At 31.7% G+C, this 14572-nt stretch carries 11 protein-coding genes; 5 read left to right on the top strand and 6 right to left on the bottom strand.

Going from position 1 to position 14572, the window contains the following annotated elements; genetic code table 11:
- The first annotated feature begins 18 nt into the window (after window positions 1-18).
- Window positions 19-753: a 23S rRNA (guanosine(2251)-2'-O)-methyltransferase RlmB gene (rlmB, locus tag P0R33_RS15390; RefSeq protein ID WP_276172055.1), complete on the top strand. Its 735-nt coding sequence runs from the start codon at window positions 19-21 to the stop codon at window positions 751-753.
- A 48-nt stretch (window positions 754-801) separates the two neighbouring features.
- Window positions 802-1608: a DUF2490 domain-containing protein gene (locus tag P0R33_RS15385; protein ID WP_276172054.1), complete on the top strand. Its 807-nt coding sequence runs from the start codon at window positions 802-804 to the stop codon at window positions 1606-1608.
- 1 nt (window position 1609) lies between these two features.
- Here the strand turns inward: P0R33_RS15385 and P0R33_RS15380 are convergent, their stop codons facing one another.
- Both P0R33_RS15380 and P0R33_RS15375 read right to left on the bottom strand, forming a co-directional pair.
- Window positions 1610-2116 (bottom strand): hypothetical protein, encoded by a 507-nt coding sequence (locus tag P0R33_RS15380; RefSeq protein WP_276172053.1) that lies wholly within the window; start codon window positions 2114-2116, stop codon window positions 1610-1612.
- A 63-nt stretch (window positions 2117-2179) separates the two neighbouring features.
- Window positions 2180-2947 (bottom strand): rhomboid family intramembrane serine protease, encoded by a 768-nt coding sequence (locus P0R33_RS15375; protein ID WP_276172052.1) that lies wholly within the window; start codon window positions 2945-2947, stop codon window positions 2180-2182.
- A gap of 169 nt (window positions 2948-3116) precedes the next feature.
- On the opposite strand from P0R33_RS15375, the gene P0R33_RS15370 reads away from it, so the two are divergent.
- Window positions 3117-4394: a replication-associated recombination protein A gene (locus tag P0R33_RS15370; RefSeq protein ID WP_276172051.1), complete on the top strand. Its 1278-nt coding sequence runs from the start codon at window positions 3117-3119 to the stop codon at window positions 4392-4394.
- Between the two features lie 18 nt (window positions 4395-4412).
- On the opposite strand, the gene P0R33_RS15365 is transcribed toward P0R33_RS15370, so the two are convergent.
- The 4 genes from P0R33_RS15365 to P0R33_RS15350 form a co-directional block, all read right to left on the bottom strand.
- Entirely contained in the window at window positions 4413-5186 is a 774-nt protein-coding gene (locus tag P0R33_RS15365) for a hypothetical protein (protein WP_343592817.1), read from the bottom strand.
- Window positions 5186-5872 carry a YjjG family noncanonical pyrimidine nucleotidase gene (locus tag P0R33_RS15360; protein ID WP_276172049.1) on the bottom strand — a complete coding sequence of 229 codons (687 nt, stop codon included), beginning with the start codon at window positions 5870-5872 and terminating at the stop codon, window positions 5186-5188. Before P0R33_RS15360 ends, P0R33_RS15365 begins: the two co-directional genes overlap by 1 nt.
- 3 nt (window positions 5873-5875) lie before the next feature.
- On the bottom strand, window positions 5876-6565 hold the full coding sequence (radC, locus tag P0R33_RS15355; RefSeq protein WP_276172048.1) for a DNA repair protein RadC: 690 nt from the start codon (window positions 6563-6565) through the stop codon (window positions 5876-5878).
- A gap of 169 nt (window positions 6566-6734) precedes the next feature.
- Window positions 6735-8090 carry a Mur ligase family protein gene (locus P0R33_RS15350; RefSeq protein WP_276172047.1) on the bottom strand — a complete coding sequence of 452 codons (1356 nt, stop codon included), beginning with the start codon at window positions 8088-8090 and terminating at the stop codon, window positions 6735-6737.
- A 217-nt stretch (window positions 8091-8307) separates the two neighbouring features.
- Here P0R33_RS15350 and P0R33_RS15345 point away from each other — a divergent pair, with 217 nt between their 5' ends.
- Both P0R33_RS15345 and P0R33_RS15340 read left to right on the top strand, forming a co-directional pair.
- Window positions 8308-10383 (top strand): MG2 domain-containing protein, encoded by a 2076-nt coding sequence (locus P0R33_RS15345; RefSeq protein ID WP_276172046.1) that lies wholly within the window; start codon window positions 8308-8310, stop codon window positions 10381-10383.
- Complete coding sequence (locus P0R33_RS15340) at window positions 10308-14408, top strand: carboxypeptidase-like regulatory domain-containing protein (RefSeq protein ID WP_276172045.1); 4101 nt, start codon at window positions 10308-10310, stop codon at window positions 14406-14408. The genes P0R33_RS15345 and P0R33_RS15340 overlap by 76 nt, the downstream gene beginning before the upstream one ends.
- Window positions 14409-14572 lie beyond the last annotated feature (164 nt).

The following is a 14572-nucleotide window of genomic DNA, read 5'->3' as shown; positions in this document are numbered from 1 at the left end:
ATTAACTATATTTGTTCCATGGAAAAAGAACATCAAATATTTGGCATTAGAGCCATTATAGAAGCAATTCAGGCAGGAAAAGAAGTCGATAAAGTCTTCATACAAAAAGAAATTTCTAGTGAATTAATGAAAGACCTAATGAAGGTCATGAAACGTGCCAACATTAATTTCTCTTATGTTCCTGTAGAAAAACTAAACCGTCTTACTCCAAATAATCACCAAGGTGCGGTAGCAACTATCTCCCCTATCGGATTTATTGATTTAGAACATTTAGTAGAGTCAACAATTGAATCAGGAAAAAAACCTTTATTTTTAATTCTGGATCAAATTTCAGATGCCAGAAATTTTGGTGCCATTATTAGAACAGCTGAATGTACTGGCGTAAACGGAATTATTATTCAAAAAGCAGGTTCGGCACCTGTAAATGGTGATACTGTGAAAACTTCTGCCGGAGCGGTATTCAATGTACCAATCTGTAAGGTAGAACATATTAAAGATGCCATTTTCTATTTACAAGGTTCTGGAATTAAAACCGTAGCTGCCACTGAAAAAACAGACCAAAATATTTACGATGTTTCACTAACAGATCCTGTTGCTATAATTATGGGATCGGAAGATCGAGGAATCAACCCTTCTGTCTTGAAAATAGTAGATGAAAAAGCAAAATTGCCAATGTTTGGTTCGATAGGATCTCTAAATGTTTCTGTTGCCTGCGGAGCATTTCTATACGAAACTGTTCGCCAAAGAAGTTAAGATATATTGAGAATTAAGATTAGAATGAATAATTAAAACCCTTAATTAATGCTTTCAAAATCTAATCCGAAACAAATACTTATCATCGTCCAATGTCTGTTTGTAATTTTATTAGTTACAAACAGCTATGGACAAAATACTACTTATAGTCAATTTTGGAATGAGATTCAATTTAATCAGACTATAAGCGAAAAATGGTCAACTGAAATAGATGTTGCTACATCTTACAGCAGCACAGAATCTTCTTCTAATTTATTCGACAACACCATACAAAGATCTCTACGAGGTTGGGCACATTACTATTATTCTCCAAGATGGAAATTTTCAACTTTCGCAGCTTACTTTAGCAATAAAGATGTTCCCGAAATAGGACAATTTGAATCTCCAGAATGGCGTTTTGCTCTTCAAGGAATTTACTACTTTCATAAAACAGGTTATACTTTAAGTACAAGAATGCGCACTGAATTTCGTCATATGAGAAATCAAGATGATGAATATGAAAATGTATTTCGATATCGGCAGCAAGTAAAATACATACAGCCAATAAATAGTAAAATCTTGCGAAGTGGTGTAATATATGCTATCGCTTCAGATGAAATATACCTTAAATCTGGCGCGAAAGTTACAGGAGAAAGTTTCTTCGACAGAAACAGATTTAATATAGGTGTTGGATATTTGTTTTCAGATGATGTTCAGATAGAACTCACTTATTGCAATGAATTTTTACCTCGAAACAATGGAAACCAAACAACAAATGCAGCCTCTTTAACTCTTAGCTTCAACAATTTATTAAGAAATATAAAGAAGAAAATTGCAAATAAACACAATCATGAAATAAAAGACGATGAAGAATAATTCACTTTTCGTCTTCTTTCAAAAAGCATTGCAGTTGCTCTTTAATTGCATTTTTATGAAGTTTAAAATTATAACTTCGAACAAACTCCGTTCCTTGCATATTAATCTCAGCAGTTACAGCTTCAAAATTTGAAAAAGCATTAAGATCTTTATCATCGATTAAATAAAGAACCTGCATAATAGAATCGTTTCTTCTATATTGCGTATCATAATGTGCCAACTTGTAAGTATTATTATCTGCGAGATGAATAATTAAATCATCTTTTATCTTTTTACCTGTTTTCTTATCAGGAAATGGTGTTGGCTGCAAGGCAACAAAATAATGCTCTTTATCTGTAACAATATTAATTTTTAATGATTTTGATTTAGTTGTATAAAATACAGCTGGCTCAAAATAATACAACATACTTCCGTCTGCTTGTACTCTATTTTTAATTTCACATTGAGCATTCATTATATTGTTAAAAACAAAACACAAGAACAAAACCAACATCTTTATTCTATTCATAACCCTAGAAATTAAATTGTTACATTAACAAATTTACTGATTTAATCTCAAAAAATCATTAAACTAAATTTCGTCTTCGGTTTCCGATTTCTTTTTCACAATATAATTTACAAGATGACTTGAAGAAAAATAATCTTCTAGATTTTCTTCATCTTCTTCCTCTTTAGGAATATTTATAAAATTTCCGTTTTCATCAAAATGTTTCATGAAAGGATCGTCGTTTGGATCAAAATCTGGACGCTGCCAATCATAGACAATTGGCTTTACATATTCTGGTGCTTTATAAAACAACGTCAAAGAAAAACCCGTTAAAAGTCCGGCCAAATGTCCTTCCCAAGAAATTGACTGATCTACATCAGGAAAAACATACCAAATCATTCCGCCATAAAGCAAAATTACCGTAAGTGACAAAGCAACTAATCTGTAATATCGAGTTTGAATTCCTTTAAAAAAAATAAAACTCACCAAAACATATATTAACCCGCTGGCGCCAATATGAAAATTTTCTCTTCCTACGATCCAAGTAATCAATCCTGAAAAGAATATTCCAAAACCAATAACTCCAAAAGTTTGTTTCGGGTAAAAAAACTGCATCGCTGCCAATAATATTAAAAGCGGAATACTATTGTTGTATAAATGATCTAAATTTTCATGTATAAACGGACTAAATAAAATGCCTCGCAATCCCAGAAAATCTCTTGGATAAATTCCGTATCGGTAAAAATCAAAATCAAATCGAATCTGAAGCCAATAAACGAACCACAAAAAAAGCACAAAAAACAAAGGCAGTCCAATAACAGCATTTGAGAATTTAAAATTATTATCGTTCATACTTTTATAAATAATATTAGAAAGAACTCAAAAAACTATCCAAAAACATTTTACTGATAATTTGTCAGAGAAAAGAAAATTGTCTCAGATAATAACAATCGTTCTTGATAACAATCGTTTTAACTTTTTAGTGAATGAAATTTACATCTTAAAACTGTAATTTTGTAGAATGGAAGCACCTTTAGCAGAGCGTATTCGTCCGCAAAAATTAGAAGATTATATAAGCCAGTTACATTTGGTTGGTCCAACTGGTTCTTTAACACAGCAAATTTCGAAAGGAATAATTCCGTCTCTAATCTTTTGGGGACCGCCTGGAACTGGAAAAACTACACTTGCCCAAATTATTGCGCAAGAATCTAAAAGACCTTTTTATATTCTAAGTGCAATTAATTCTGGAGTAAAAGATATTCGCGATGTTATCGAAAAAGCAAAGCAAAGCGGAGGTCTTTTTACCGCCAAAAACCCAATTCTTTTTATTGATGAAATTCATAGATTTAGTAAATCTCAACAAGATTCATTATTAGCTGCTGTCGAAAAAGGATGGATTACATTAGTTGGCGCTACGACAGAAAATCCGAGTTTCGAAGTAATTCCTGCATTATTGTCACGTTGTCAAGTTTATATTTTAAATGCATTTACTAAAGCTGATTTAGAAGCTCTTCTAGAACGTGCCATGAGAACCGACTCTTATTTATTGACAAAAAAGATAAATCTAAAAGAAACAGAAGCTTTATTGCGTATTTCTGGAGGTGATGGACGAAAACTCCTAAATGTATTTGAGCTTGTCGTTAACGCTTCTCCAGGCGACGAAATTACCATCACAAATGATCGCGTTTTAGAATTAGTACAACAAAATACTGTTTTGTATGATAAAACAGGAGAACAGCATTATGATATTGTTTCAGCTTTTATAAAATCAATTCGAGGAAGTGATCCAAACGGGGCTGTTTATTGGCTCGCCAGAATGATTGAAGGTGGTGAAGACGTAAAATTTATTGCACGAAGAATGCTAATTCTTTCTAGCGAAGATATAGGAAATGCCAATCCAACGGCTTTTATTATGGCAAATAACACCTTTCAAGCTGTAACCACAATTGGTTATCCCGAAAGTCGTATTATTTTAAGCCAATGCGCAATCTATTTGGCTACTTCTCCAAAAAGCAATGCATCTTATATGGCTATTGGAAATGCGCAGCAATTGGTTAAACAAACGGGAGATTTGCCTGTTCCTATTCATTTAAGAAATGCACCGACAAAATTGATGAAAGAGTTAGGCTATGGAGATGAATATAAATATTCTCACGACTATGCTAATAATTTTGCAGAACAAGAATTCTTGCCAGACGCCATAAAAGAAACGGTTCTTTACAATCCTGGAAGCAATTCTCGAGAGAACAGCAACCGCGAATTTTTAAAGAACCGCTGGAAAGATAAATACGGCTATTAAGCCGTATTATTTTATATTTTAGAATTTAACTGCAATTTTCTCTGAAACTAATTTGTCGTTCTGATAAGATTCAAAATACCATTGTCCGTCTTCTTTTAAGATTAACGAACCTTGAACATTGTCTTTTATTGCAATATAAACATTTGCTTGCGAAGTCTTAAGAAGTTTCATTACCACTTTTGGAGTTTTATCAATTAATTGATATCCTGACTCCATTGGCTGCGCATATAATAAATTTGGATCTTTTAAATCTGGAGAAGGAGTTGTCGCAACAACTTTGGTTGCTACCGCAGCGGTAGTAACTGCGGCCGCAGCAGGAGAAACTTTTGCAGTAACTGGAACATTAGAAGTTACAACAGGTGCATTACCGCTGTATTTGTAATGCAAAGCATAAACAGATTTAAAAGCATTCTCAAGTGATTCTTTGTAAGCCAATTCATAATCCTTTTCCTTGCTTCTTCCTACTTCAGAAGTAAAAACTACTTGACCAAAACAATCTTTAAATTGAATAAAAAGTTTAGTCACTAAAAAAGCGTTGTCCTTTACAACATCAATATATAAAACCTGACAACGATCTGTGTAACCTTCTGGAAGTTGTTGATTAGAATAAAATGCTTCAAAACCAGCTTTGTTCAAATTTTGTTTACTTAAAGTAGCCAAACGATATTGATTATCTGTTTTTAAAAAATCATATTTCAAAGGAACAATTACAGCTTTGTAATCATTAACAGACTGCGCGAATCCAACAACTGAACATAAAATTGCAGTAAGTAAAAATTTAATTTTCATCATTATAAATATTTTTTTAGTTCTAATAAATGGTTAATTTGTTTATAATCTCCGGAAACATCCAATTTTTTCTCATTAAAGAATATTGCATCCAGACCAGCATTTAAAGCTCCTGTGACATCGGCTTCAAAATCATCACCAATCATAATGCTATTTTCTTTAGAAGTTTTTGCTAAATTGATTGCATAATCAAATATAATACTATTTGGCTTTTTAACACCTGCCAATTCAGAATTTGTAATGGTGCTGAAATAACTTCCTAACGCAGCATTATTGATTTTCTTATCCTGAACATTTGCGAATCCGTTTGTAATGATATGAAGTCTATATTTTGGTTTCAAATATTCTAAAACTTCAATAGCTCCATCAAAAAGATAATTGTTGTCGGTAAGAAACTCGATATAATCATTGGCAATCTCAAAAATGCTTTCTTCAGAAACAACATACTTTAAAGCGTCAAAAGAAAGCTTTAAACGATTATAGCGCAATTCCTGATGTGTGATTTGATCATTTTGGTATAATCTCCAGCATTCCTGATTTATTGGAATATAAGCTTTGATAAAATCCTGCGTAACAATTTCTTGGTATTTCTCTTTAAAAATACGATCAAAAGCCATTTCTGAATTTTTATCAAAATCCCAAAGCGTGTGATCTAAATCAAAAAAAATGTCTGTAATATTGGTATTCATGAGTTAAAAAATTCCTTCATCTACAAAACTATAATATTTTGATTCAGTAATAATCAAATGGTCTAAAACTTTAACATCTAAGATTTCTCCAGCGGTTTTCATCTTCTTTGTAATTTGTTTGTCTGCATCACTTGGAATCAAACTTCCTGACGGATGATTATGACACAAAATCAACGCAGTAGCACCATTTTCTAATGCTAATTTAAAAACCAATCTTGGATCTACAATAGTTCCAGCAATTCCTCCTTTACTTAGTTGCGACTTAGAGATTACTTTATTTGAATTATTAAGAAAAAGCACCCAAAATTCTTCATGCAATAACTCACCAATTATGGGCTGCATAATTTCAAAAGCAATTTTACTCGAAGTTATTTTCTTTAACTCAACTACTTCTTCTGCCCTTCTCCGTCTTCCTAGCTCTAAAGCGGCGATAATTGTAATTGCTTTTGCTTCACCAATTCCCTTAAAATTAGTAAGCTGTGCAATGCTCATTTTCCCTAAAGCATTTAAATTTTCACTATTCTTTAAAATTCTTTTACTTAAATCTACTGCAGATTCATTTCGACTTCCAGAACCTATTAAGATGGCAATTAGCTCGGCATCACTTAAAGCACTTTTCCCCTTTAGCATTAACTTTTCCCGAGGTCTATCATCTTCAGACCAATTGGTAATTGGAAAATGAGATTGTTCCATATTATAGTATTTAAAGAGCGAATATATACAAAAAAGAAGAAAAATCTTTCAAATAAAGAAAAGAGAATTAGAAAATTAGTGAATGTGTCAGTTAGAAAATTTCAATAAAAAAAATGCCGATTGTACAAAACAATCGGCAAATTATCTAATTGACTAATTATCAAATTCTCTAATTAATCAAACCTTTTACTTCATCAAAATTCAATCCTCCATAATTTCCAGAACTCATTAATAAAAGAGCAGAATTATCTAAATTTAAGTTGAATAAATATTCTTTAAATTCAGCAGGATTTGTATAAATAATCAAATCTTTTCTATTGAAAGCATTTGCGATTTGCTCGTAAGTTACTTCTTCTAATTGTTTGATTTTTACAGCATCTGGCGAATAAAAAACAACTGCAACATCTGCATATTCTAAAGTGCCTTCATATTCTTTCAAAAATTCAGCATTTAAACTGCTGTAAGTATGCAATTCTAAACAAGCAACTAAAGTTCTGTTCGGATATTGTTCTTTTACCGCTTTTGTAGTTGCAGCAACTTTACTTGGCGAATGCGCAAAATCTTTATAAGCGACTTTTCCTTTTCCTTCAGCAATTTTTTCTAAACGTTTAGATGCACCTTTAAAACTTGCAATTGCTTCGTAAAAATCCGCTTCATCAACGCCCATATTTTGGCAAATCCATTTTGCTCCAGCAAGATTATTTAAGTTATGTGCTCCAAAAACTTCGATTGGCATATCTCCTTCTGGAGTTTTTAAAAGTGTTACACCGTCACTCACAGAATATTCTGGAGTTGAATAAGCAATTTTTCTAATTGGATTTGTTGCCGCTTCAGAAACGCGTTTTACTTCAGGATCATTTTCGTTATAAACCAAAATTCCACCATTTGTAATTTTTTGAATAAAAATCTCAAACTGTTCTACATAATTTTCATACGTTGGAAAAACATTAATATGATCCCAAGCAATTCCAGAAATCAACGCAATATTGGGTTGGTATAAATGAAATTTCGGGCGTCTATCAATTGGTGAAGATAAATACTCATCACCCTCTAAAACCATAAAATCATTTTCTTCGGTAAGATGAACCATTGTATCAAAACCTTCTAATTGCGCGCCAACCATATAATCAACTGCAATATTATGGTAATGCATTACATGCAAAATCATCGAAGTAATGGTTGTTTTTCCGTGCGAACCACCAATCACAACACGCGTTTTATTTTTAGATTGTTCGTATAAAAATTCAGGATATGAATAAATTTTCAAACCTAATTCCTGTGCTTTTAATAATTCAGGATTATCAGCTTTGGCGTGCATTCCTAAAATAATAGCGTCAATATCCGAAGTGATTTTTTCTGGAAACCAACCCATTTCTGCCGGAAGAATTCCTTTTTTCTCCAATCTTGATTTTGAAGGTTCAAAAATTGCATCGTCACTTCCTGTAACTTGATATCCTTTATTATGTAATGCTAATGCCAGATTATGCATTGCGCTTCCGCCAATGGCGATGAAATGTGTTTTCATTTAAAATGTTTAATCGTTAAACTGTTTCATCGGTTAATCGAAATAGCAAATAACTAATAAAACGCTGTAATTATTTTTCAAAAATAAGGAAATATAGAATGCTCTATTTGGTTTTAAAAATAAATTATTAATTTGTACGAAAACTATTTTTAAAAATAATTTGAAATCTTCCCAACCTTTTTTAAAATTTAATCCTCTTATAGATTAAAACTCTCTTATGAAAAATATAGTATTTGTATTCTTATTGATTTCGACGATAATTTTTGGACAACAAAATGATAAAAAATGGGATAAAGTTATTGCTTTAGAAAATGAAGGAAAAGTAAAATCTGCAAGCGAAATAGTCGACAAAATCTACAAAAAAGCAATAAGTCAAAAAGACGAAGTTCTAATGATAAAATGCTTTTTCTATCAATCTAAATATTTACAGGTTGTTGATGAAAATGCGCAGACTAAAATTTTAAACAATCTTAAAACTGATATTAATCGCGTTACTGTTCCATCAAAAGCAATCTTGAATTTGGTTTATGCCAAATGTCTAAACGATTATTATGTTCGAAACAGATATCTAATTCAAAGAAGAACAAATACAACAGAGCTTGACAACGATTTCCTAACGTGGTCCGAAAAAAATTTCAACACACAAATTGATCTTGCATTAAAAAGTTCAATGGAAAATGAAGCCGTTCTAAAAAATACATCTTTAACTAAATATGATGCCATTTTTGATTATGAGACAACTGAGAAATTCAAAACGCTGAACGTATTAAATTATGTAGTTGCTGAAAATATTTCGATTCAATCTCTAAAAGTACGTTCGTGGGAAATTCAGAAAAAAGAATTTCTATCGTCAAAAAAAGAGCTTCTAGGAAATTCAAATGATTTTATAAAATTAAATTTTGATTCTGTTTCAAACGAAAATCTTAAGACCGTTTTAAAACTTTATCAAAAACAAGAAATAAACAGTACAACAGCCGAAAACGTTTGGGACAGAATTCAATTTCTCAAAAAAAATGTAATTGATGTTGATAAAGATTATATACAAGCTTTAAACGCACTTCAAAAAAAGACAGACAATGTACTTTTAATACAAAACATACAATTAGAAAAAGCTGATTTCCTTTCTCGAAATGCTTCAAAACAAATTAATCCAGAAAATAATATAAAAGCGATTGCAATTTTAGACAGCATTTTGCAAATCAATAATAAATCTAACGCGTACAAACTCGCACTTAAGAAAAAAGAGAATATTTTATACAAAACTTTAAATGTCCAACTCGAAAAATACATTTATAGCAACGAAAATACGCGCGCTTTTATTCAATACAAAAATGTTGAGAAATTAAAAATTTCCTTTTTCAAAATTTCAAATACTCAAGTTATAGCATTAAGCAAACCTTATATTGCAAAAAGCGAAATTAAAGATTCGATTGTTCAAACTGCAAAACCAGTTGTTTCTCAATCGTATACATTCACCAATAAAAAAGATTATCTGGATTATTCGACAGAAGTCGTTTTGCCTCAACTTGAAACAGGTTCTTATTTGGTTTATTTTGAAAGTGAATCTGACTCAAAAGATCAAAAGGCAAAAGCATTTGAAACTATTACAGTTTCTAATTTTATTGTTCTTGGAACTAAAACTGATAAAGCCGAAACCTATCAGGTTTTAGACCGAAAAACAGGAAAACCCCTAGAAAATGTAACCGTTCATTCTCAATCTTCAAACATTAAAACCAACAAAAATGGAATAGCCGTTTTTGAAATTAATGACAAATATTATGGTTATCAGCCAATTACTTTAACAACGCCAAAAGACACGATTTATATTGATAAAAATTACTTGTCGTACAATACGCATTATGATGACGAAGATGAAGAAGATGGAAAAGAAGTTGATTTCACAGGAAAAGTTCAGTTTTACTTAGATCGTGCCATTTATCGTCCGGGACAAACTGTTTATTATAAAGGAATTGCAATGCAGAAAATCAATCAAAAATCTTCTGTAGTGCCTTTTACATCTTTTACAATCTCTGTCGAAAATTCTAATGGTATCAATATCAAAGAATTTGATGTTACAACAAATGAATTTGGTTCTTTTTCTGGCGAATTTATTTTGCCTAAAACTGATTTAACTGGCGAATTTCGCATTAAAGCAGAAGAACCTGCTGATTACGAAAATGATAAAGTTTACGATAAAGAAAAAGGCAAACATCCGTTTTGGGATGCGTTGATTTTGAAAACTCACAAAATTATTTTTCTGTTGAAGAATACAAACGTCCAAAATTTGAAGTGACTTTTGAACCAAAAAAAGAAAGTTTTCAAGTTAATCAATTGGTTAAAGTGAAAGGAATTGCAAAAGCTTTTGCCGGAAGCAGTATTTCTGATGCAAAAGTTACGTACACCGTTACGCGCCATACTTCTTTTGCAAGAACTTTTTTCAATCAATTTCAAGACAATGAAGTTTTAGCGACTGGAGAAACCAAAACTGACGCTTCTGGAAAATTTACAATAGATTTTACTGCCGTTCCTTCTAAGAATTCAAACAAAGAACAGCTTCCAATTTACAATTACCAGATAAATGCAACTGTTACGGATATTAACGGAGAAACGCACGATGCCAGCACTTCTGTAAAAGTTGGTTATCATGATTTAGAACTAAATGCTTTAATTGCGAATGAAATTTCGACGAAAAACAAAAACGAAGTTCAGTTTGTAAGTACAAATTTAAATGGCGAATTTTTACCAATAAAAGGCGAAATAAAAATTTATTATGTAGATCCTTTTTCTCCGAAATTCAAATCAAGAGTTTTTCCTAAACCTGATTTCGCAACTATTTCAGATGCTGATTTTGAAAAATTATTTCCGTATGAAAACAATCAAAACGTAAATAAAAAAACAGCCGAAACGTTACTTTTTTCTAAAAGTATCGATACTGAAAAAGACAAAACGCTTGCTTTAGATTTTATTACGAATTATAAATCTGGTAACTATAAAATTGTATTTTCTGCAAAAGACAGTTTCGGAAATTTAATTGAAAAAACTTCCGATTTTAAACTCAAACAAAGCAAAGATAAATTTGACGAAAGTCGTTTGTTTTCTATAACTCAAACCAATTTAGATGCTGCAAAAGACGGTTTTGTTTCTATAAAAATTACTTCTGTAATTCCAGAATTATATATAATTGCAACAGCTAATTATGAAAACGAAATATATTCTGAAGAAATTTATTCGGTTCAGAATCACGAAGCATTGATTAAAATTCCGGTAAAAAAAGAATTCCAAAACGGATTAACAATTGATTTTGCAAACAATAGCAGTAATGTACTTTATTTACAACGAGAATATCAAAGACAATTAACTAAAAAAGTAAAAAAATCTTCAAAAGCTAAATTGATCTCTGGCATTGTGACAGATCTTACAGATATGCCAATTCCTGGCGTGAGTGTTACTATAAAAGATACGCAACGAACTACAACAACCGATTTTGATGGACATTATGAAATTGAAGCGAAAGAAAATGAACAACTTGTTTTCTCTCTCATCGGATTTAAAAGCCAGTCTGTAATAGTTTCTAAAAGCAAAACGATTGATTTTATTTTAAAAGAAGAACAAAACAGCCTCGAAGAAGTTGTTGTGGTTGGTTATGGTACGCAAAAAAAGATGGCCGTAACAGGAGCTGTGACTAAAGTGATGAATTCCGAATTTGCTCCGCAAGACAACTCAATTTCTAGTACTGCTAATGCCTTACCTGGAAAATTACAAGGTGTACAAATTAGAGGAGCCGCATCTCTATCTGGGAAAAATCCTTTATATGTAGTTGATGGGAAAATTGTTACGGATATAAATTCTATAAATCCGAATGATGTGCTTTCTATGAATGTTTTAAAAGATGCTAAAACAATTGCAATTTATGGCAGCAGAGCCGAAAATGGAGTTATTATGATCACAACCAAAAGTGCGATGGAAGCTTTAACTCAAGTAAAAGCTAGAAAAAATCTTTCTGAAACCACTTTCTTTTTCCCGAATTTAAAAACCGATTCTAAAGGAAAAGTAAGTTTCAATTTTACTTCTCCAGAAGCTTTAACGGCTTGGAAACTTCGCTTATTTGCACATAATAAAGATGCTGTTTCTGGTTATTTCGAAAAAAGTGTTATTACTCAAAAAGAATTAATGGTGATGCCGAATTTCCCTAGATTTTTTAGAGAAAAAGATACCATTGTAATCAGCGCTAAAATTTCGAATGTTACCGCTGATGCGAAAACAGGAATCGCAAGTTTGCAGTTTTTTGATGCCGTAACCATGCAACAAATTGATGTAAAAATGCTAAACGCAAAAAACATTAAAAACTTTACCATTTCGGCTTACGGAAATACAACTGCAAATTGGACAATTACAATTCCTGAGGGCTTACAAGGTGTACAATATAGAATTGTAGCTAAAGCCGGAAATTTTTCGGATGGAGAAGAAAATATTCTTCCAGTCCTGACGAATAATATGTTGGTTACAGAAAGTATTCCTGTTTGGGTTCGCGAGAATTCTACAAAAGAATATACGTTTGAGAATTTAAAAAATAACAATTCTACGACTTTAAAAAATCATCAGTTTACGTTAGAATACACTTCAAACCCAACTTGGATTGCGATTCAGTCCTTGCCATATTTAATGGAATACGAACACGAATGTGCCGAACAGACTTTTGCTCGTTATTATGCAAATTCTTTAGCCACAGAAATTATTTCGAGTAATCCGAAGATTGAAGCAGTTTTCGAAAATTGGAAAAAAAGCGGCAAACCAACTTCTAAATTAGAAGAAAATGAAGAATTAAAATCACTTATTTTGGCTGAAACTCCGTGGCTGAATGATGCTCAATCTGAAGATGAAAAGAAAAAAAATCTATCTATTTTATTTGATTTAGAGAAAATGAAAACTTCTCAGGAAGCAACTTTCGAAAAACTGAAACAAAAGCAAAAACCATCTGGCGGATTTTCTTGGTTTGATGGCGGTTACGAAAGCGAATATATTACAAGACATATCATCGCTGGTTTAGGACATTTAGAAAAACTCAGCAAAAACGATGATTATAAAATTGATCAAATTACTAAAACTAGTATTCCATTTTTGGACAATAAGTTTTTAGAATATCATAAAAGCAGAATCAAAAATTTTAAAAAATCCGACAAACTAATCTGGATAAATCCGTATTCTGATTTGCATTATTTGTATGCGAGAAGTTTTTATTTAGAAAAATATCCGTTGTCAGATTCTTTAAAAAGTGCAACTAAATTATATTTAGAAACCGCTAAAAAAGATTGGCTAAATTATTCTCTTTACGAAAAAGGATTAGCCGCATTGACTTTGAATCGTTTTGGAGAGAAAGAAAGCGCTAAAAAAATCATCGAAAGTTTGAAAGAAACGGCATCAAACAATGAAGATTGGGGAATGTATTGGATTGCCAATAAAGCGGGTTGGTATTGGTATCAAGCTCCGATAGAAACTCAGGCTTTATTAATAGAGGCTTTCGCCGAAGTTACGCAAGACACTAAATCGGTTGATGCGATGAAAGTCTGGCTATTAAAAAATAAACAAACCAAAAACTGGCCGACTACAAAATCTACAACCGAAGCTATTTATGCTTTACTAATGCAAGGAACCGATTGGCTTTCTGTAAAAGACAATACCGTTATTAAATTGGGAGATGAAAAAATGGTAACCAAAAAATTAGCCGAAAACCAAAAAGAAGCCGAAACAGGTTACATCAAACTAAATTGGAAAGCGGAAGAAGTGAAGAAAGAAATGGCTACAATTAAAATTCAAAATAAATCTAAAGTCCCTGCTTTTGGCGGTATTTATTGGCAGTATTTTGAAGATTTGGATAAAATTAAAAACAACTCAGGATCAGTTTTATCGGTTTCGAAAGAATTGTATTTGAAGAAAAACACTTTGAAAGGCAACGAACTTGAAAAAATAACAGTTTCAAATCCTTTAAAAACTGGAGATTTAGTTACAGTTCGATTGATTATTACTGCTAAAGAAGATTCTGAATATGTTCATCTAAAAGATATGCGAGCTTCTTGTTTTGAACCAGCAAATGTACTTTCTGAATATAAGTACAAGGATGGTTTAGGTTATTATATGAGCACAAAAGATGCCGCAACACATTTCTTCTTTGATCAAATCAATAAAGGAACTTATGTTTTAGAATACGACATTCGAGTAAATAATAGCGGAGAATTCTCAAACGGAATTACAACAATTCAAAGTATGTACGCCCCAGAATTTTCAAGTCATACAAAAGGAATTCGAGTGAAAGTTCAATAAAAAAATCTCAATTTTTAAATTCCAAATTCCAACAAAAGCATATAATCTATTCTTTTGTCAGTCTGAGCGAAGTCGAAGACCCGTTCCGATTGGAAAGCCTTCGACTTCGCTCAGGATGACATTCTTTTCAAAATTAAAAACAACAAAAAACCCGACAGGTTTTT

The sequence above is a fragment of the Flavobacterium sp. YJ01 genome, from assembly GCF_029320955.1.
Classification (GTDB): Bacteria; Bacteroidota; Bacteroidia; order Flavobacteriales; family Flavobacteriaceae; genus Flavobacterium.
This window is presented reverse-complemented; position numbering and strand designations above follow the sequence as displayed.